The sequence below is a fragment of the Derxia gummosa DSM 723 genome, from assembly GCF_000482785.1.
In the GTDB taxonomy this organism is placed as follows: domain Bacteria; phylum Pseudomonadota; class Gammaproteobacteria; order Burkholderiales; family Burkholderiaceae_E; genus Derxia; species Derxia gummosa.
On sequence record NZ_AXWS01000015.1, the window covers coordinates 24,604 to 43,045 of the forward strand.

15 protein-coding genes are annotated in these 18,442 nt (G+C 72.9%); 3 read left to right on the forward strand and 12 right to left on the reverse strand.

The window, feature by feature from the left end; all coding sequences use genetic code 11:
- Positions 1-50 precede the first annotated feature (50 nt).
- The 8 genes from H566_RS0115630 to H566_RS0115665 form a co-directional block, all read right to left on the reverse strand.
- A complete protein-coding gene (locus H566_RS0115630; RefSeq protein WP_084545180.1) occupies positions 51-1,280 on the reverse strand; it encodes a methanobactin export MATE transporter MbnM in 1,230 nt (409 codons plus the stop codon).
- The gene (locus H566_RS25640; protein WP_034411994.1) at positions 1,280-2,182 is read right to left on the reverse strand and encodes an MbnP family copper-binding protein; all 903 of its coding nucleotides are present in this window, start codon (positions 2,180-2,182) and stop codon (positions 1,280-1,282) included. The genes H566_RS0115630 and H566_RS25640 overlap by 1 nt, the downstream gene beginning before the upstream one ends.
- Before the next feature lie 49 nt (positions 2,183-2,231).
- Entirely contained in the window at positions 2,232-3,260 is a 1,029-nt protein-coding gene (locus H566_RS0115640; RefSeq protein WP_028312168.1) for a hypothetical protein, read from the reverse strand.
- An 11-nt stretch (positions 3,261-3,271) separates the two neighbouring features.
- A complete protein-coding gene (locus H566_RS25645) occupies positions 3,272-3,793 on the reverse strand; it encodes a copper chaperone PCu(A)C (protein ID WP_084545181.1) in 522 nt (173 codons plus the stop codon).
- A 99-nt stretch (positions 3,794-3,892) separates the two neighbouring features.
- Positions 3,893-4,258 carry a hypothetical protein gene (locus tag H566_RS0115650; RefSeq protein WP_028312170.1) on the reverse strand — a complete coding sequence of 122 codons (366 nt, stop codon included), beginning with the start codon at positions 4,256-4,258 and terminating at the stop codon, positions 3,893-3,895.
- 73 nt (positions 4,259-4,331) lie between these two features.
- Entirely contained in the window at positions 4,332-4,751 is a 420-nt protein-coding gene (locus H566_RS29130) for a DUF2946 family protein (protein ID WP_028312171.1), read from the reverse strand.
- Positions 4,752-4,819: 68 nt separating this feature from the next.
- Entirely contained in the window at positions 4,820-6,919 is a 2,100-nt protein-coding gene (locus H566_RS29135; RefSeq protein WP_028312172.1) for a hypothetical protein, read from the reverse strand.
- 133 nt (positions 6,920-7,052) lie between these two features.
- On the reverse strand, positions 7,053-9,152 hold the full coding sequence (locus H566_RS0115665; protein ID WP_028312173.1) for a TonB-dependent receptor: 2,100 nt from the start codon (positions 9,150-9,152) through the stop codon (positions 7,053-7,055).
- A 208-nt stretch (positions 9,153-9,360) separates the two neighbouring features.
- Here H566_RS0115665 and H566_RS25650 point away from each other — a divergent pair, with 208 nt between their 5' ends.
- Positions 9,361-10,212 (forward strand): DUF429 domain-containing protein, encoded by an 852-nt coding sequence (locus H566_RS25650; RefSeq protein WP_034411995.1) that lies wholly within the window; start codon positions 9,361-9,363, stop codon positions 10,210-10,212.
- Positions 10,213-10,293: 81 nt separating this feature from the next.
- Here H566_RS25650 and H566_RS0115675 read toward each other — a convergent pair whose 3' ends face one another.
- The 4 genes from H566_RS0115675 to H566_RS0115690 all read right to left on the reverse strand — a co-directional run bounded on the left by H566_RS0115675 (position 10,294) and on the right by H566_RS0115690 (position 13,535).
- A complete protein-coding gene (locus tag H566_RS0115675) occupies positions 10,294-10,638 on the reverse strand; it encodes a hypothetical protein (RefSeq protein ID WP_028312174.1) in 345 nt (114 codons plus the stop codon).
- Positions 10,639-10,850: 212 nt separating this feature from the next.
- The gene (locus tag H566_RS0115680) at positions 10,851-11,762 is read right to left on the reverse strand and encodes a DMT family transporter (protein WP_028312175.1); all 912 of its coding nucleotides are present in this window, start codon (positions 11,760-11,762) and stop codon (positions 10,851-10,853) included.
- Between the two features lie 190 nt (positions 11,763-11,952).
- Positions 11,953-12,489, reverse strand: coding sequence for an HD domain-containing protein (locus tag H566_RS0115685; RefSeq protein ID WP_028312176.1), 537 nt, complete (start codon positions 12,487-12,489; stop codon positions 11,953-11,955).
- Between the two features lie 353 nt (positions 12,490-12,842).
- Positions 12,843-13,535, reverse strand: a complete 693-nt coding sequence (locus tag H566_RS0115690) for a hypothetical protein (RefSeq protein WP_028312177.1) — start codon at positions 13,533-13,535, stop codon at positions 12,843-12,845.
- A gap of 392 nt (positions 13,536-13,927) precedes the next feature.
- Here H566_RS0115690 and H566_RS0115700 point away from each other — a divergent pair, with 392 nt between their 5' ends.
- Together H566_RS0115700 and H566_RS0115705 are read left to right on the forward strand one after the other, a co-directional pair.
- Entirely contained in the window at positions 13,928-17,584 is a 3,657-nt protein-coding gene (locus H566_RS0115700; protein ID WP_028312178.1) for a response regulator, read from the forward strand.
- Positions 17,581-18,441 carry a CheR family methyltransferase gene (locus tag H566_RS0115705; RefSeq protein WP_051378851.1) on the forward strand — a complete coding sequence of 287 codons (861 nt, stop codon included), beginning with the start codon at positions 17,581-17,583 and terminating at the stop codon, positions 18,439-18,441. The genes H566_RS0115700 and H566_RS0115705 overlap by 4 nt, the downstream gene beginning before the upstream one ends.
- The last annotated feature ends 1 nt before the right edge of the window (position 18,442 follow it).

Sequence of the window (18,442 nt, forward strand, 5' to 3'; positions counted from 1 at the left end):
CTTGTTGCTTGTGGCCAGCCCGCAAGGTGCCCGCCGCATGCCTCGGCCCGTCACGGCAGCCAGGACGGCTTGGCGAAGCGCGCGCTCGTGACGAGGGTGTCGTCGGTGAGCGTGCGCAGGAAGGCGACGAGATCGGTCTTGTCCTGGGCGGTCAGGCTAATGTTGCCGATGAGGTCGCTCTTGTACGGATTGCGCCGGCCGTCGCCCGCGAGCGGGCCGTTCGTGACGTTGCGCCCGCCCGCCGCGTAGAAGTCGAGCACCTCCTCCAGCGCCGCGATGCTGCCGTCGTGCATGTAGGGCGCGGTGAGCGCCACGTTGCGCAGGCTGGCGGCGCGGAAGGCGCCCATGTCGGCGGCCTGGGCCGTGAACTCGAACAGCCCCCGGTTCGGATAGGGGAAGGCGCCGGTGCCGCCCATGTTGTACAGGCCGGTGTTGTGGAACGGCGTCTCGACCCTGCCCTGGCCGACGTAGCGGATGTGGTCGTTGAAGTTGAAGCTGCCGTGGCAATGGAAGCACTCGGCCTTCTCGCCCATGAACAGCTGCATGCCGCGCGTCTCCGACTCGGTCAGCACGGCCTTGCCGGCGAGGTAGCGGTCGTAGCGCGAATCGGCGCTCGTCAGGCCGCGCTCGAAGGTGGCGATGGCCTTGATGATGTTGCCGATCGTGATCTGCCCGCTGCCGCCGCCGAAGGCCGCCGCGAACAGCTCGACGTACTTCGCGTCGGCGGCGAAGCGGCCCAGCACCTCGGGCATGTTGGCGTCGGTGATGCCGAGTTCCACCGGATCGGTACCGAACAGCGGCACTTCCATCTGGTGTTCGAGCGTCACGAGCGTCGGATTGGCCCAGGTGAGCGTGGCGTGGAAGGCCGCGTTGGCGAGCGGCTGGGCATTGCGCGGATGGGTCTGGCCGGTCGAGCCGATGGCGAGCGGCCGGCCGTCGGTGAAGGCGCGAGCCTGCTCGTGGCAGCTCGCGCAGCTCTGCGTGCCGTTGCCCGACAGCCGGGTGTCATGGAACAGCGCGCGGCCCAGTTCGAACTTGGCTTCGGTGTAGGGGTTGTCGGCCGGTACCACCATCCGCGGCAGGCCGTCGGCGGCCGGGATGGAGGGCGTGCCGTGGTTGTGCGCGACGCCGCCACCGCCCGAGCCGCCGGCGCTGCATGCGGTCAGCAGCAGCGCCAGCGCGCCGGCCGAACCCAGGCGCCGGTGGCCCCGCGCGACCGCGCCCGCCAGCCGGCGCGGCGCGCCGGCGCGCAACCCTCTTTGCGGATGCGCGCCGCCCATCACTTGCCCGCCGCGATGAACATCGCCTGGCTGGTGCTGCCGCCGCTGATCGGCGCGCCGGTGGCGAGGTCGATCTTCATGTTGGCGAAGATCGCTGCGCAGTCGGCGTCGGTGCCGTCCGACATGCAGCCGGTGGCGCCGCCCTGGTCGAGCGCGAGGTTCACGTCGGTGAACAGCGCGTTGAGGTTGAGCACCACCTTCTGCGAATCGAGGTTGAAGCTCGCGAGCCTGACCGGCATGCGGTTGCTGTTGGTACAGGTGTAGCCGGTGCTGCTGGCCGAATCGGCCGCGCAGCCGGTCGAGCCGAGGTGGGTGTACCAGGCGGTGGCGCTGCCGCTCGGGCGGGTGATGCCGCCGGCCGGATCGACCTCGATCTTGAGGAACTTGCGGCCGTACTGCCACGACCAGGCCATCGCCACCACGTTGAGCGGCGCGGCCGAGGCGGCGTAGTCGCTGTGGTTGACCGATTCGGGCACGCCCACCTCGAACTCGATGCCGGTGTAGCTGCCCGCCGCCACCGTGCCGGTGATGCCGGTGTTGAGCGTCATCGCGGTGCCGCCGCAGGCCGCGGTGCTGCCGTCGTTGAAGTTGAGCAGCGCGACGCCGCTGCTCTGGAAGTCGTTGGTGGCGAGCGTGACCGGCTGGCTCGCGCCGCCGGCGCTGATGAGCCTGACGTTCGTCACGTAGAAGCGCAGGTCGCGCAGCGCCGCCGACACCGCCGGGCTGCCGAGCGAGCCGAGCGTGCTGCCGCAGCGCGCCGGGCCGCCGTTGGCGATGGCGTCGAAGGCGATGGTCACGGTGCGGGGGCTGGCCGGGGCGCCGGCATTGTCGTCGCCACCACCGCCGCAGGCGGCGAGCAGGCTGGCGAGGGTGGCGGCGAGGACGGGGCGAAGAGGTTGCATGCGGTCTTCCCTGGAATGTTGTGGTGGTGATGCAAAGGCTTGCAGCACGTCAGAAGCGCTGGCTGATGCCGGTGGACAGCGCCCAGCGCGGGCTGAGCTGCACGCCGTTCACGCGGCTGTGGACCGGGATCTGGGCGAAGGCATAGACCTGGGTGCCGGCGGCGACGGGCGCCGACAGGCCGGGGCTGAGCGCGAGCGTCCGGCCGCCCGAGTTGTCGGGCTCGGCCTCGGCGCCCGAGTCGCGGGCGCGCAGCTGCCAGTTGAGCTGGAGCATCGGCGCGACCGTCGCGCCCTCGAAGCGCAGGCCGAGGTCGAGACCGAGCTTGTTGCCGGGGCGGAAGCCGTCATGCGCGGCGAGCGCGCTCTCGGTCTGGACCTGGGCGAACCAGCTCAGGTCGCTCGCGGGCAGCAGGCCGCGCCAGTAGCCGCCCAGTACGAGGTCCGTGGTGCCGGTGCCGGGTTGCAGCGCGCGCTCGGCCGGCGTCTGGTCGGCGTTGCGCACGTCGGTGCGGCCGGTGGGCAGCTTGAAGCCGGCCACGAGGCCGACGCTGCCGGCCCCGGCCGTGTCGCCGAGCAGGTCGGACTGCCAGCGGCCCGTGACGCGTGCGTCGCCCATCTGCCGGAAATGCCAGTCCACCGGCTCGCCGTCGGCGAGGTGCTCGTGCACGCGGTCGAGGAAGGGCAGTTGCAGCGACAGGCCCCAGTTGGCGTTGAAGCCGTAGTCGAGGCTCGCGATGACGCGCTGGGTGCGGGTGCGCTGCTCGACCTCGGACGGATCGTCGAGATCGGCCGGCGCGATCGTGCGGCTGCCGCGTTGCAGCCGGTTCTGCTGCACGAGTTCGTAGCGCAGGTCGGCGCGCCAGCCGTGGTCGAGCCAGGCGCCCTGCACCGCGAAGTCGGTGTTGACGAGGCAGAAGGCGCTGCCGCAGGAGGCTTGGGCGGCGGGCGCGGCGGCGAGGCCGGTGGCCAGCAGCAGCGGCGCGAGGGCGCGACGGAGGTGGCGCGGCGCGCTGGCGACAGCCGCGTGGGTGGTGGCGCTGGCGCGCTGGCGGACGGTCGGGAGCTGGGCGGTGCGCATGTCGGGCCGCCTCAGTGCTGGTGCTGCATGTGACCGCCGTCGGCCGGCGTGGTCAGCGCGCGCACCTGGGCGTTCACCTCGATGTTGCGGCGGGTCTTGCCGTCGTCGATCACGAGCGTGAGCGGCACGGTGGCGCCTTCGGTCACGGGCGCCTTGAGCCCCGTGAACATGACGTGCCAGCCGCCGGGCGCGAGGCTCACGGTCTTGCCGGCGGGCAGGTCGAGGGCGGCGACTGGGCGCATCTTCTTCATGCCGCCTTCCTCGACGGATTCATGCAGGTCGGTGCTGGCGGCGATGGCCGAGCTGACGCCGACGAGCTTCGCGGGCACGGGCGAGGTGATGCGCAGGAAGGCGCCGGTGGCGCTCTGGCCGGGCACGGTGGCGCGGACCCAGGCGTCTTCCACGCTGACGGCGGCGCCGGCCCCGGTGGCCGGGTCGGGGGCGTGCGTGCGGATCTGGGCGCGGGCTGCCGGCAGCGCGGCGAGCAGGCCGGCCGCGAGCGTGGCGGCCAGGAGGGAGCGGAAGCGGTTCATGCGGACTCCAGGGGCAGGACAAGGGAGCGCGCCGCCCGGCCACGGGGCCGGACGCGCGCGCAAGGCGGGACGGGAAGGACGCGCGCCGGCGGCGCCGGCTCAGTCGCGCAGGCGGACCGAGCCGTCGGCGCGGGTCAGCCAGGGGCGGGCCGAGAGGTCGGGCGTGGCGAAGGACGGGTAGGGCGGCGCGGCGTCGACGCGCGGTGCGTCGGCGTGGGCGGCGGTCGCTGCCCGCGCGTCACGGAGGGCGTCGGATGCCGTGTCGGTGGCGGCGCGGTCGGCGTCATCGACGGCGCCGGCGCCGGTGGGCGCGAGGGCTGGGGCGGCCGCGCGGGGCAGCGCCTCGTCGGGCGGAAAGCTGACGGGCGCGAAGCCGCCGCCCAGGTGGACGGCGATCGCGGCGACGGCGAGCAGGGCGCCCGCGTTGAGCGCGAGCGCGACCTTGAGGCCGGTGGGAGCGGACATGGAGAACCTCGACTGAGACGGATGCGATCGGTCCCGGCCCGGCAGGCGGGCGCGACGGGACCGGCGATGACGGTCAGGCGAGGTGGGCGGGCGGGGCGCGCGGGTTGGCCGTGCGCCAGATCGACAGCGGCCGGCTGGCGACGAGGAAGAGCGCGGGCAGCGCATGCCGGCCCGCGTCGAGGAAGGCGAAGCCGCCGCTGGCGGGTTCGAGACCGTTGCCGGCGACCGGATGGGCGCAGTAGCCGCAATGGTCGAGCCCGGGGGCGTGATGGCCGTCGTGGTCGTGATCGGCGTTGCCGATGGCCCCGGCCTTGAGCCAGACCGGCTCGGCGCGGCGGCTGCCGTCGGCGCGGCAGACCTCGACCAGCACCGACGCATCGCCCGTGGCCGCGAGCCAGCGCGACACGGTGGGCGCGAGCGCGCCCATCAGCATCGCCAGCAGGGCGAGCCAGAGCGCGACGCGCCTCGCGGCGCTGGTGGGGGCGGCAGACATGGGCGCGGAAGGTAGCACGCTGTCACCGGCATTCGGCTGACGGAAGGCAAGGGCCGGCCGCCGGGGATTCAGGGCGGGCTGGCGAGGCGGCGCAGGGCGCGCGCCCAGTCGCGCAGGTCGGCGAGCGTGCCGGCGAGGCCGGAGCGCGCGGGCGTCGCGGCGGGCTGGGCGGGTGGCGCGAGCTGGGCAGGGCCGGCGGCATTGCCGGGCCGCCTGGCGTTTGCCGGGCCGGCGCCGGCTTGCCCCGGTGGCGCCGGGGCGGCGGGCGCGCTTGCGGCGTCGGGCAGCGGACCGCCGCCCGGCACCGCGCCCATGGACTGGCCCGGTTGCGTGCCGCCGGCGCGCGCGGTCGTGCCGGGCGGCGTGGTCGCCAATGCGCGCGCTGACGCCCCGGGCCGGGCGACGGCGGACGCCGGGCGCGGTGACGGGCGCAGGCTGCTGTCGCGCCGCTTCGGCTGCATGTGGGCCGACCAGTCGGCGGCGTACTCGACCGGAGCCGGATCGTTGAGCGGCGCGCGCGCGGCGTCGAGGAAGGTGACAGTCAGGTCGGCCTCGGCGCCGAGCCGGGTGAAATCGACGCAGGGCGGGCGCCGCGCGGGCGCGGTCGTGGCGACGGCGGCAGCGCCACTGCCGGCGTTGCCAGGGGCGCCGGTCGCGTCCGTGCCGAGCCCGGCCCCTTCCGGCGGCAGGTCGGCGCAATCGGGCACCCAGCCCCATTCGAGCGGCGCGAGGCCGGCGTCGACGGGCGCGAAGCCGCCGCGCGGGCCGGCGCCGCGCACCAGCAGCAGGCCGGCGTGGCGGCCGACCGTGGCCCAGTCGGTCGGGCCGGGCAGACCGGGGCCGGCGACGATCACGTACTGGAGCGCGCGCGGCGGGCTGTCGATCTCGATGTCGAGCTTGCGTTCGTAGCGCTGGATGCCGGGGCGGAACTCGACCGGCTGCTGGAGCTGGCTCACGAGCCTCACCTCGGCCACGCGGCGGTTGCCCGCGAGACGCCAGCGGCCGTCGGCGGTCTGGCGCAGCTCGGTGCTGTCGCGGCCCGATTCGCCGGCGCCGTTGCGCCAGTCGTAGCCCACGCGCAGCAAGCGGCCGTCGCGGCCGCGGCCGAGGATGCGCGGCATGCCGAGATGGAAGCCGGCGTTCTCCGGCGCCAGCCAGCCCTGCGGTGAAAGCGTTTGCACGAGATCGCGGCCGTCATGCAGGAAGCCGGGGTCGAACAGCGCGAGCAGGGCCGGATCGCCGGCCGGGGGCAGCCCGTGGCCGAACAGCGCGTTGAGCCGCGCGAAGCTGGCGCGGGCGGCGGCGAGGTCGACGCCCGCGCCCGCGAGCTGGGCGGCGGTGGGGGCCGGCAGGGCGTCGCGGTCGTCGCGGCGGGCGAGGTCGTCGTCGAGCACGATGCCGGTCACGAGGTCACGGATGCGGGCGCGGCGGGTGGCGTCGTCGATGCTCACGCGCAGCACGGCGAGCGCGCCGTCGAAGCCACGTCCGTCGGTGGCGAAGCGCGCGCGCAGCCAGTCGAAGTCGCGCGCCACGCCGAAGGCGGCGAGCAGCGGGCGCAGCCGGAAGTCGAGCGTGTCGCGCGCGGCGTCGAGTTCGCTGCGGCTCAGGCGCGCGGCGTCGGGCGCGTCGAAGAAGCGCGCCGGCGCGAGGCCGGCGACGTTGCCGAGCACGAGGTCGGACAGCGGCGTGATGGCGATGTGGCGGCCGATGTCCTCGCGCAGCGCGGCGGCGTGGAGGTCGAGGCCGCGCTCGTCGGCGACGACGCTGGCGCGCAGCACGAAGGGCGGGCGCAGGTCGGCGACGGCGAGGCGGAAGCGGCCGGCGTCGTCGAGTCGGGCTTCGCGTCGTTGGCCGGCGGCGTCGCGCAGCAGCACGGTGCCGCTCACCGGGCCACCGGCGGCGACCGTGCCGTCGAGGCAGCGCGTGGGGCAGGGCGCGAGCGGGCGGACGGCGGGCGAGGCAGGCGAGGCGGGCGAAGTGGGCGAAGTGGGCGAGGGCGCGGTGCCGGCCGGTGGCGCGGCGGACGCGGAAAGCGGCGCGGCGGCGGCCGGCGTCGTGGTGACCGGCGTCGCGCTGGCCGGCCAGGCGGGCAGGAGCGTCGCCGGTAGTAGCGCGGGTGCGAGCAGCGCGATCAGCGCCGCGCGCGATCGGAAGGGAAAACGAGGCATGGGTGGCAGGGTCGTCGGCGTGCGCCGGGCGGCCGGGCAAGGCGGAGGAAACGGTCCGCACCAGATGCGCGAAGCCGCGTCGTCACGCCAGCCCCCGCGCGCGGCGCGCGTGACCGATTGCGCCGAACCGCGCTCAGAACATCCACGCCAGCGTCAGCCGCGCCGACCTCGGCTCGACCGGATGGAAATGCCGGTCGGCCACCGCCGCCGTTTCGCCCGGTAGACGCGATTCGTAGAAGTAGTCGATGTCGCTCGCGCGCCGGTCGAACAGGTTGAACACGTCGAGCGTCAGCCGCAGATCGGGCCGCGCGCGCCAGCCGAGCCGCGCCTGCGCCAGCACCGTGCTGGCCGAGCGCTGGCTTCCGTCTTCCACCAGCGGACGCGGGCCGAACCAGCGCCATTGCAGCTGGCCCGAGAACGGCCCGTTCTCGCCGCCGATGCCGAGCGAGCCGGCCTTGCCGATCGCGCCCGGAATGCGGTCGGCGCCCGCCGCCACGCCCTCGCCCACGTAACGCGCGCGCGACAGCGCGAGATCGGCATCGACGATCAGGCCGGGCAGCGGCCGCCAGTTGGCGCTCAGCTCGACGCCGTGGCGCGTGCTCGCATGCGTCGGCTCGGTGTCGCCCGCGTCGCCCACGAACACCAGCTCCGACGCGAGATCGAGCCGCCACAGCGCCGCCGACAGCCGCAGCTCGTCGATGGCCTCGGTGCGCAGGCCCAGCTCGGCGCCCTTGCTGCGCACCAGCGCCGGCACCGCGCCCGCCGCCGTGCCTTCGCGCGGCGACACGCGCGCCACCGTGCCGCGCGCGTCGTTGCCGTGGAAGCCCGTGCCCGCGTTGAGGAAGACCTCGGTCGCCGCCCACGGCCCGGCCACGAAGGACAGCTTGGGCGAGGCCAGCGTCGCGGCGCTGCCGCCGCTGTTGGCGGCGAGGCTCGATGTCACGTCGGCGTCGGCGCGATCGACGCGCAGCCCGCCGATCGCGCGCAGCCAGGGCGCGAGCCTGAGCGTCGTCTCGCCGAAGATGCCGACGAGAGACTGCTTCACCTCGCTTTCCTGCGTGGTGCCGGTGCGCGTGCGCGCCACCGTCGTGTACAGGCCGACGGGTGCGAGTCGGTCGAAGCGCGCCTGCACGCCGAGGCGGTGCGTCGCGGGCAGGCCCAGCAGCGTGCCGTCGACGCTGCGCGCGAGACTGCCGCCGACGGTGGTGCGACGCTCGGCCTGCTCGAACTGGTCGCCGTCGGCGGGGCTGTCGAGCCAGTAGGTGAAGTTGGAATACAGGTTCAGCTTCGAGCGCACGGCATACAGGCTTGCGCTCCAGTCGCCGTCGTCGAGCGCCTGGCGGTGGTTGAACGACAGGCTCGCGCGTGCGCTGCGGCCACCGTCGCTCGGGTCGAGGCTGGCGTAGCGGTCGAGGCCGGCGGCCACGGCGCGCGCGGGGATCTGGTCGGTCGCGGTCCAGCCGGCCTGGCTGTGCATGGCGGTGAGGCTGGTGTCGGCGCCGCCGAGGTGGCGACTCCAGCGCAGCAGGGCGCTGGTGCGGGCGAGGTTCTCGGGCACGCGCCAGGGGCCGTCGGCACGGCTGTGGTCGAGGGCGGCGAGCAGGCTGCCGGCGGCGCCCTCGGCGTCGAGGTCGGTCGAGCCGGCCAGCAGCGCGCGCCGGTAGCCGTAACTGCCGGCGGTGATCTGCGCGAGCCGGGCGGGCAGGGTGTCGCGCAGCGCGAGCCGGGCGCTGCCGGCCGAGGCGAAGTCGCCGTCGTCGGCCGCGTAGGGGCCCTTACGGTAGTCGATGCGGCGCACGAGCTCGGGGATGACGAAGCCGAGGTCGGTATAGCCCTGACCGTGCGCATGCGTGGGCGAATTGACCGGCATGCCGTCAACCCAGGTGGCGAAGTCGGTGCCGTGGTCGAGGTTGAAGCCGCGCAGGAAATACTGGTTGGCCTTGCCGTCGCCGCTGTGCTGGGTCACGACGACGCCGGGCACGAATTCGAGCAGTTCGCCGGTGCGCAGCAGCGGGCGCGATTCGATCAGCGCGCCGGTCACGGCGCCTTCGCTCGCGGCATTGGACGTGCCAACGCCGTTGTCATAGTGGATGCGGAATTCGCGCCGCTCGAGCGTGGTGCTGGCGCCGGGGCCGCCGGGCGCGGTGGTGGCGGATTCGGCGCCCGCGCCGGTCGGCACGACGGCGGCGAGGGTGAGCGCGAGGGGCGCGAGGCGGGCGGGGCAGGTCGGCATGAGGCGGGAGCATCGCGCTGTATGAAGAATCAGATATTGCTCATACACATTCCGTGCCGGCTGATGCCGCGCGGGCGATCGTCGCCGGAGCCGGGAACTTCCGCGCCCCGGCGCACCCAAGCGAGGCCGGCCGCATCAGGCGCCCGCCGACGTCCGACGTCCGACGTCCGACGCCCGTTTCCCCCCGACTTCGCCCGCTCCCATCGCCATGTCCGCCACGCCGCCCGCCATTCTCGGCATCGACTTCAGCTCGGCCCCGAGCCGCCGCAAGCCCATCACCGTTGCGCGCGGGCGGGCCGAGGGCGGGCTGCTGATGCTCGACCGCATCGACGAGCTGCCGACGCTTGCCGGCTTCGAGGCGCTGCTGGCCGAGCCGGGGCCGTGGATCGGCGGCTTCGACTTCCCCTTCGGCTGGCCGCGCGAACTGGCGCTGCACGAGGCCTGGCCCGGCGCCGCCGATGACGACTGGCGCCACCTCATGGCGCACAGCTGCGCGCTCGACCGGCCGGCGCTGCGCGAGCGTTTTCGCGCCTTCTGCGCGGCGCGGCCGGCGGGCGGCAAGTTCGCGCACCGGGCGACCGACCGCCTGGCCGGCTCCAGCCCGTCGATGAAATGGGTGAATCCGCCGGTCGCGTGGATGCTGCACGCGGGCGTGCCCCGGCTGATCGCGGCGGGCGTGAGCATTCCGGGTCTGCTCGCGGGCGATCCGGCGCGTGTCGCGCTGGAGGCCTATCCAGGCGTGCTGGCGCGTTTCGTCACGCGCGACAGCTACAAGAGCGATGACCGGCGTCGCCACACGCGCGAGCGCGCCGCCGTGCGGGCGCGGCTGCTGGCGGCGGCCTGCGCCGGCGAACTGGGGCTGGAGGTGAGACTGAGGCTGGGCGAGGCCGAGGCGGCAGCGCTCATCGAGGACGGCAGCGGCGACCGGCTCGACGCGCTGCTCTGCGCGCTTCAGGCTGCGGCGGCGCGGCTGAGGCCGGGCTGGGGACTGCCGGTGCGGATCGATCCGCTCGAGGGCTGGATCGCCGGGTTGCCGCTGCGCGCCGAGGCGGCGGCCTGAGCCAGCTGGCGCGACGGCGCAGGTCCGCCGCGAGGCCAACCGGCGCCGAGGCACCGACGCAGCCGGCTCGGCAGGCCTGTTTTAGTGCGCGAGCAACTCGGCGCGACGGCGCAGCTCGCGCGCCAGCAGGATCTGGCGCGGCGACAGCGCCACTTCTTCCAGCCGTGCGAGCTGGTCGGGCAGGTTGGCGCGGCAGCGCTCGCGCCAGTGCTCGGGCAGTTCGCTGTCGGTGGCGGTGCTGACGAGCACGCGCGCGGTGGTTTCGGCCGTCTCCCACGGGTCGAGCTTGCCGTAGCGCACCATCAGGCCGCCCACCTGGACGAACTGATCGACCATTTCCGGTTGCTCGGGATGCAGGGCGCAACGCACGCGCATCGCGACGAAATCCCATTTTTGGTGATCGTTCAGCTCGAAGAAATAGCTCACGGCAGTACCTGAAGACGGACGGGTTGAAGGGCGCCGAAGGATCGCCTTGCCGCGCCGCACAACCGTTGAGCGCAATCAATGTCCGTAGATTACGTAGGGGCATTGCTGCCTCTCACGTCTCAGCCCGGCACGGCCGCATCCGGACCGCGCCCGCCCCCCGGATGCCGGTCGTCGCCTCCTCAATGCCGGAGCGGCGCGGCCCGCACACCATCTCAAGACCGGGGCGCGCGCGTGCACACCCACACCGCGCCCATCGTCAGCGCGAAGCCCGCGAGCGCCGTCGCCGACAGCCGCTCGCCGAAAGCCGCGAAGCCCATGACCGCCGCCACGCCCGGCACCAGATAGAACAGGCTCGCCACTTTGGCCGCGCTGCCGGCGCGGATCAGCATCGACAGCATCGTTGCGCCGAGCGCCGAGTTGACGAAGATGAGCCAGCCCATGGTGCCCGCCATGCCGGCCGACCAGTCCGCCGCGAAGCCTTCCAGCCCGGCCGCGAACGGCAGGCTCGCGAGCGTCGCCGCCACGTACTGGATGCAGGCGCCGCTGCGCAGGTCCATGCGGGCGCAGAAGCGCTTCTGGTACAGCGTGCCGAGCGTCAGCCCCGCCAGCGCCAGCACGATCAGCCCGTAGGCTGCCGGCGCCGCACTGCCGTTGCCGAGCTTGTTGGCCACCACCAGCCCCACGCCCGCCAGCCCGGCGCCCAGGCCGATCCACTGGCGCGCCGTCGTGCGCTCGCCCAGCAGCGGCGCCGCGAGCGCGGCGGTGGCGATCGGCATCAGTCCGATGATCAGCGCCGACACCCCGGCCGACACGCCCTGCCTCAGCCCGAAGTACAGCGCGTTGAACTGCACCGCCTGCGCCAGCAACCCGGTGATGGCCAGATGCATCGCCTCGCGCCCGCGCGGCCAGCGCGCGCCGCTCACGACGGCGGCGCCGCCCAGCAGGAGCGCCACGCAGGCAAAGCGCAGGCAGCACACGGTGAACGGCCCGGCGTGGTTGAGGCTCAGCTTGCCGGCTACATAGCCGGTGCTCCACAGCAGGATGAAGGCGCCAGGCAGGAAGCGCGGCGTGGTGAATTGATGGGCGCTGGCGGAAGCGGTCGCGCGGGCCGTCGCGTCGGGCATGGCGGTCTCCGGGCCGCGTCATGGCACGGCCTTGTCGTTGCGTGGTCGGATGGTCCGACCACCGGGTGGCCATGCTGCGACGTACTGCGGCGGCGCACAACGCGGACTTACCTGAAGCCCGCCGACATGAAAACGGCCCGGCAGCCGCGAGGCCGCCGGGCCGTGGAAGCGGCGCCGGGCGCCGTCCTGTTCAGCGCGTCGCCACCGTCGCCAGCGATTCGAGCACGCGGCCAAAGTGATGCAGCGACTGCGTTTCCATCTCGGGCTTGCGCGCCATGTCGTCATAGCGGCGCAGGCGCACCGCGTCGTAGGCGAACTCGTTGTGCATGAAGCGCTCGACCTCGGCCTCGTCCATCGGGCCGCCCTGCTCGACCAGGCTCATCTGCGACGGCGGCGACAGGCTCTCCTCGTAATCGGGCTCGACCGCGCAGAGATAGCGCTTGGCCGCCACGTGCAGTCGGATCGGTTCGAGCACGGCCGGCTCGAACAGGTCGGCCAGCGCGGCCAGCGCGGCCTCGGACGAGCGCGGGCCGTCGGGCAGCAGGCGCAGCAGCGAGGCAATGTCGTGCATGAAACAGGCGGCGATGATCTCCGGAGCCTCGCCCGAGCGCTCGGCGAGCGTGGCGGTCTGGAGCGCGTGCTGGAGATGACTGACCGTCTCCGCTCCATAGGGGGCTGAGCCGTGGTGCGCGTAGAGGTCGAGGATGTCTTGGACGTCTCGAATCATGGCTTTCTCCCGATCAGGAAATGCCCGCGGCCACCGGCCGTCTTGCCGGACGGGCGGGCGGGGTCGAACGCAGGGACTGGGGAAGCGCACGCCGCTCCCGGCGTCGGCCATGCCGGCTGCCGTCGGTCCGGGCGCACGCCGGACACGAAGCGGATGGCGGTGAAAACCTTTCGGTACCGCGCATCGTGCGAATGGCGAGAGTGGCGGCCACGCGGGGCGGCTGCCATCAGCGTTTTCCTGAAGCCGGAGCTGGCACGGCAGCTTGCGCGGGCGCGAGTGCGCCTGCCCCCCGGTGCGGGCAAGAAACAGGCAACAGGCGCAGGTCCGGGCGGTGAGGGTGAGTGCGGCCGTTCTCAGCCGCGCGGGCCGACCAGCCGCAGCTCGTCGCCGCCAGCGGTGAGCGACCAGCCGAGGTCGCGCGCGAGCGCGCCGACATCGTCGAGCGTGAGGCGCAGGTCGGACGGCGTGGCGGGCACGGACAGGGGACGCTCGCCGGGCGTGCCGCTGCGGCGGATCACGATGGCAAGCCGGTCGGCATCGCTGTCGGCATCGAGTTCGATCGCGCCGCCGGGCCAGCCGCCGTCGACGATGGCGAGCAGCGCGGCGGCTACGAGCATGCGCAGCGCGCGCCGGTCGGCGGCGGCATTGCGTTCGAGTGCGTGCGCGGCCACGGCAAGGCTGCGTCCGCGCAGCGCGCAGGGGCCGTGCAGCAGGCCGGCTATCTCGGCCAGCGTCGGGCCGACGGGCGCGGTGGCGGGGCTGTCGTCGAGCCAGGCGACGAGCCGGTGCTGGGCCTCGGCCAGCCGCGCCAGGCCTTCACCGAGCGATTCGACCAGCGCGCCGATGCGGGCGGCATCCAGTCCGTCGCGCCGGGCCCGCGCGCGGGCGCCGCTCAGTTCGAGCTTGAGCACCGTCATGACATTGCTGAGGTCGTGCCGAAGCATCGGCGCGAGCCGCGTGAGCACCACCAACCGAAGTTCGCCCGGCGCGCGCGTCGTCGCGTGATCGGTACTGCCAAGCTGGGTTGCCGCGGAGATCGAAGCCATGGTGAGTCGCGCCCGGATGCTGGTGGATCAATGCCGCGCACCGCCGATGCGCAGTCCGGGCGTTTATCCCATCGCCTCGATCGCGGCGGAAAAGGTTGCAATCGTCTCCATCTTCTGCGGCCTCGCACGGCTGCGGCTGCGTGCCGCGCCGCCCGCCGGCAGGATGACCGGTGGCTGCCGCATGACGCACGGTGTCGTGTCCCGGGATCGAATTGCAACACTCGATGACGCAGGCTCCGCGCGGCGGAAATTCACCGTACCGGGTGAGGGCGCGAGGGCGGTCGTCGCCGCTGCCGCCGCCGACCCGGCAAGCAGGCATGGCTCGGGCGCGCGTCACAGGGGTGGCGTGGCGCGGGCGCCGTCGGGGCGCCGCAGCCGTCATCAACAGGTCCATGACGTCCAACACTTCTTCACTCCCCGCCTTGCACGAGGCGGCCTTCGCACGCGTGCTGGCCCGCAATGTCGGGCTGCCGCTGCTCGTGAGCCTGCTCATGTCGGCGGCGTACATCGCCATCGTCTTCTACATGGTGTCGATGGCGCGCTGGGTCGAGAACGCCGACCGCACGGTCGCGCGCGCCAACGCCGCGCAGAAGCTGCTCATCGACGCCGAGACCGGCATGCGCGGTTTCCTGCTTACGGGCAGCAATGCCTTTCTCGAGCCGTATGCGATGTCGCTGCGCGACTTCGACGCCCAGCTCACCGCGATGCGCGAGTTCAGCCTCGGCGAGCCCGAGCAGATCGCGCGCATCGACCGCATCGCGGCCCAGCACGCGCGCTGGATCAGCTATGCCGACGAGGCCATCGGTCGGCGCCGCGAGGGACGCAGCTTCGACAGCATCTCGGGCTTCGTCGCGTCTGAGCGCGGCAAGTCGATGATGGACGGCATGCGTACCGAGTTCACCGGCTTCATCGGCGCCGAGGAGGCGATGCGCGACCGGCGCAGCGCCCAGTCGTCCGACACCGTGAGCTACGCGGTCGCGGCCACCTTGCTGATCGGCTTGCTCGCCGGTGGCGGCATGGCCGTCAACGGCCGGCGCCAGGTGCGCGCGCTGGCCGATGCCTACGGCGACAGCCTCGATGCCGCCGCCAGCCATGCGAAGGCGCTGGAGCGCGACGCCTGGATGAGCAGCGGCGAGACCGAGCTGTCCGCCGCCAAGTCGGGCGAAAGGACGCCCGAGGCGATCGCCGAGGGCGTGCTGGGCTTTTTCGTGCGGCGCTTCGAGGCGACGGTGGGCGTGGCCTATCTGAGCCGCGACCATGCGCAGTTCGAGCGCGCCGCCGTGCATGCCTTCACGCCCGATGCCTCGCATCCGCCGCGCCTGCTGCTGCGCGAGGGACTGCTGGGCCAGACCGCCGCCGACGGCCTTGCGCGCTTCATCGACGTGCCGCCCGAGGGCTATCTGCGCGTGGGCTCGGCGCTCGGCACGGGCGAGGTGCGCCATCTCGTGCTGTTCGCGGCGCATGGCGATCGCGGCGCCAACCTGGTGGTGGAACTGGGCTTTCTCGCGCCGCCGCACGAGGCGCTGGCCGAGTTCATCGCCACGGTCGAGCAGCGCATCGGCCGCACCATCGACACGGCCGTCTATCGCGAACGCCTGCACGACGTGCTGACCGAAACCCAGCAGCTCAACGAGGAGCTGCAGGCCCAGCAGGAGGAACTCAAGGTCGCCAACGAGGAGCTGGAGGAGCAGTCGCGGGTGCTGCGCGAATCGCAGGCGCGGCTCGAGAACCAGCAGGCCGAGCTGGAGCAGACCAACGAGCAGCTCGACCAGCGCAACCGCCTGCTCAACGCGCAGAAGGACCAGCTCGACCAGCGCAACGCCGACCTGCGCGAGGCCCAGTCGCAGCTGCTCGCGCGCGCCGAGGAATTGCAGCGCGCGAGCCAGTACAAGAGCGAGTTCCTCGCCAACATGAGTCACGAGTTGCGCACGCCGCTCAACAGCACGCTCATCCTTGCGCGGCTGCTGGCCGACAACCCCAAGGGCAATCTCGACGAGGAGCAGGTGCGCTTCGCCGAGTCGATCGCCTCGGCCGGCGACGACCTCATGCGGCTCATCAGCGACATCCTCGATCTGTCGAAGGTCGAGGCCGGCAAGCTCGACATCCAGCCCGAGACGGTGGTGCTGGACGCGCTGCTGGCCGACCTGGAGCGTCAGTTCCGTCCGGTCGCGCGCGACAAGCAGCTGGGCTTCGAGCTGACGCTGGCCGAGGGCCTGCCCGAGACGATCGTGACCGATCCGCTGCGCCTCCAGCAGATCCTCAAGAACCTGCTGTCCAACGCCTTCAAGTTCACCGACGCGGGCACGGTGCGGCTCGATGCCGCGCCGGCCGCCGACGGGCATGTCGCCATCAGCGTGAGCGATACCGGCATCGGCATCGCGCCCGAGCAGCAGAAGCAGGTGTTCGAGGCCTTCCGCCAGGCCGACGGCACGGTCAACCGGCGCTTCGGCGGCACCGGGCTCGGGCTGTCGATCTCGCGCGAGCTGGCCATGCTGCTGGGGGCGCGCATCGAGCTGCGCAGCGCGCCGGGGCAGGGCAGCCGCTTCACGGTCACGCTGCCGCGCGACCTCGCCGAGGCCCCACCGGCCGATCCGATGCTGCGCACCGCCCAGATGGACGCGCTGCGCGAGATGCTCGACGACGACGTGCAGCCGGGCAGCGAGGCTGGCGCCATCGCGGCCGACGGCGAGGCCGGCACGCGCGACCGGCTGGCGGCCGTCGGCATTGGCGTCGGCATCGGCATCGGGCCTGACTCGGCCGAGGTGCCGGATCGGCCAGGCGCCGCGCCCCAGGCCCCGAATGGCGCCGTCCGGCCCGCGCGCCGCCACCATCCCGGCGACGACCGCGCCCGCCTCGTCCACGGCAAGCGCACCGTGCTCATCGTCGAGGACGACCACGACTTCGCCGTCGAGCTGTGCCGCGTCGCGCACGAATTGGGCTTCAACTGCCTCATGGCCGACGATGCCGACGACGCCATCGCCGACGCGCTGCGCTACCTGCCCGACGCCGTCCTGCTCGACATGAAGCTGCCCGACCACGCCGCCCTGACCGTGCTCGAACGCCTCAAGCGCGACAGCGGCACGCGCCACATCCCGGTCCACATGGTGTCGGCCACCGACGGCGGCCAGCCCGGCCTGCCGATCGACGCGATCGGTCCGGTGCTCGGGCCGGGCGACCTCGACGCGCTCAAGGCCGTGTTCGCGCGCGTGGAAGGCCGCTTCGCGCAGAAGGTGCGCCGCGTGCTCGTGGTGGAAGACGACGCCAACCAGCGCGACGCGATGGCCCGGCTCATCGCCGACGCCGAGGTGGAGGTGACCGCCGTCGGCCTCGCCGAGGACGCGCTCGGCGCGCTGCGCGACACCGTGTTCGACTGCATGATCGTCGATCTCACCCTGCCCGACATGGCCGGGCGCGAACTGCTCGCGCGCATGGCCGAGGGCGACATCTGCTCCTTCCCGCCCGTGATCGTCTACACCGGCCGCGTGCTGTCGCGCGAGGAGGAGGCCGAACTGCGGCGCTATTCGCGCTCGATCATCATCAAGGGCGCGCGCTCGCCCGAGCGGCTGCTCGACGAGGTGACGCTGTTCCTGCACCGCGTCGAGCGCACGCCCGCGCCCGCGCGCCAGCAGATGCTGCGCGCCGTGCGCAACCGCGAGCATGTGTTCGAGGGCCGGCGTGTGCTGCTGGTGGATGACGACGTGCGCAACATCTTCGCGCTCACCAGCGCGCTGGAGCACAAGGGCGCGGGCGTCGTCATCGCGCGCAACGGCCGCGAGGCGCTCGCCAAGCTCGACGAGCAGCCCGAGTTCGACCTCGTGCTCATGGACATCATGATGCCGGAGATGGACGGCTACGAAGCCATGCGCCAGATCCGCAAGCAGCCGCGCTTCGCCCGCCTGCCCATCATCGGCGTGACCGCCAAGGCGATGCGCGACGACCAGGAAAAGTGCATCGAGGCCGGCGCCAACGACTACCTCAGCAAGCCGGTCGATCTCGACAAGCTGCTGTCGCTCATGCGCGTGTGGATGCCGAAGGCGGATCGGCCATGAACCTTCGCCCGCCCGTGCCCAATGCCGACGACTTCGTCTATCCGGAAGACGACTTCGACATCGAGCTGACCCTGCTGGTCGAGGCCATCTACCGCAAGTTCAACCACGACTTCCGCAACTACTCCGAGGCCTCGCTGCGCCGGCGCGTGCGTCAGGCCATGCTCGCGCTCGGCTGCCGCACGGTGTCGGCGCTCCAGGAGAAGGTGCTGCACGATCAGGACTGCTTCCCGCGCGTGCTGCAATACCTGACGGTGCCGGTGAGCGAGATGTTCCGCGACCCCGACTACTTCCTCGCCTTCCGGCGCGACGTGGTGCCGCTGCTGCGCACCTGGCCCTCGATCAAGCTGTGGGTGGCCGGATGCAGCACCGGCGAGGAGGTGTACTCGTTCGCGATCGTGCTGCGCGAGGAGGGGCTGCTCGACCGCGCCATCCTCTACGCCACCGACATCAATCCCGAGAGCCTCAAGCGCGCCGAGGCCGGCATCTACCCGGCCGAGAGCATCAAGCACTTCACCGCCAACTACCGCGCGGCCGGCGGGCGCGAGGACTTCTCCGGCTACTACACCGCCGCCTACGACTCGGCGCGCTTCGACCCGGCGCTGCGCCGCAACGTCACCTTCGCCGACCACTCGCTCGCCACCGACAGCGTGTTCTCGGAGCTGCACTACATCTCGTGCCGCAACGTGCTCATCTACTTCAACCGCGAACTGCAGAACCGCGCGCTCGGACTGTTCCGCGATTCGCTCGTGCATCGCGGCTTTCTCGGCCTCGGCTCGCGCGAGACGGTGCAGTTCACCGAGCTCGCGTCCGCCTTCGAGACCTTCGACGGGCCGGCCCGCATCTTCCGCCGGACATGAC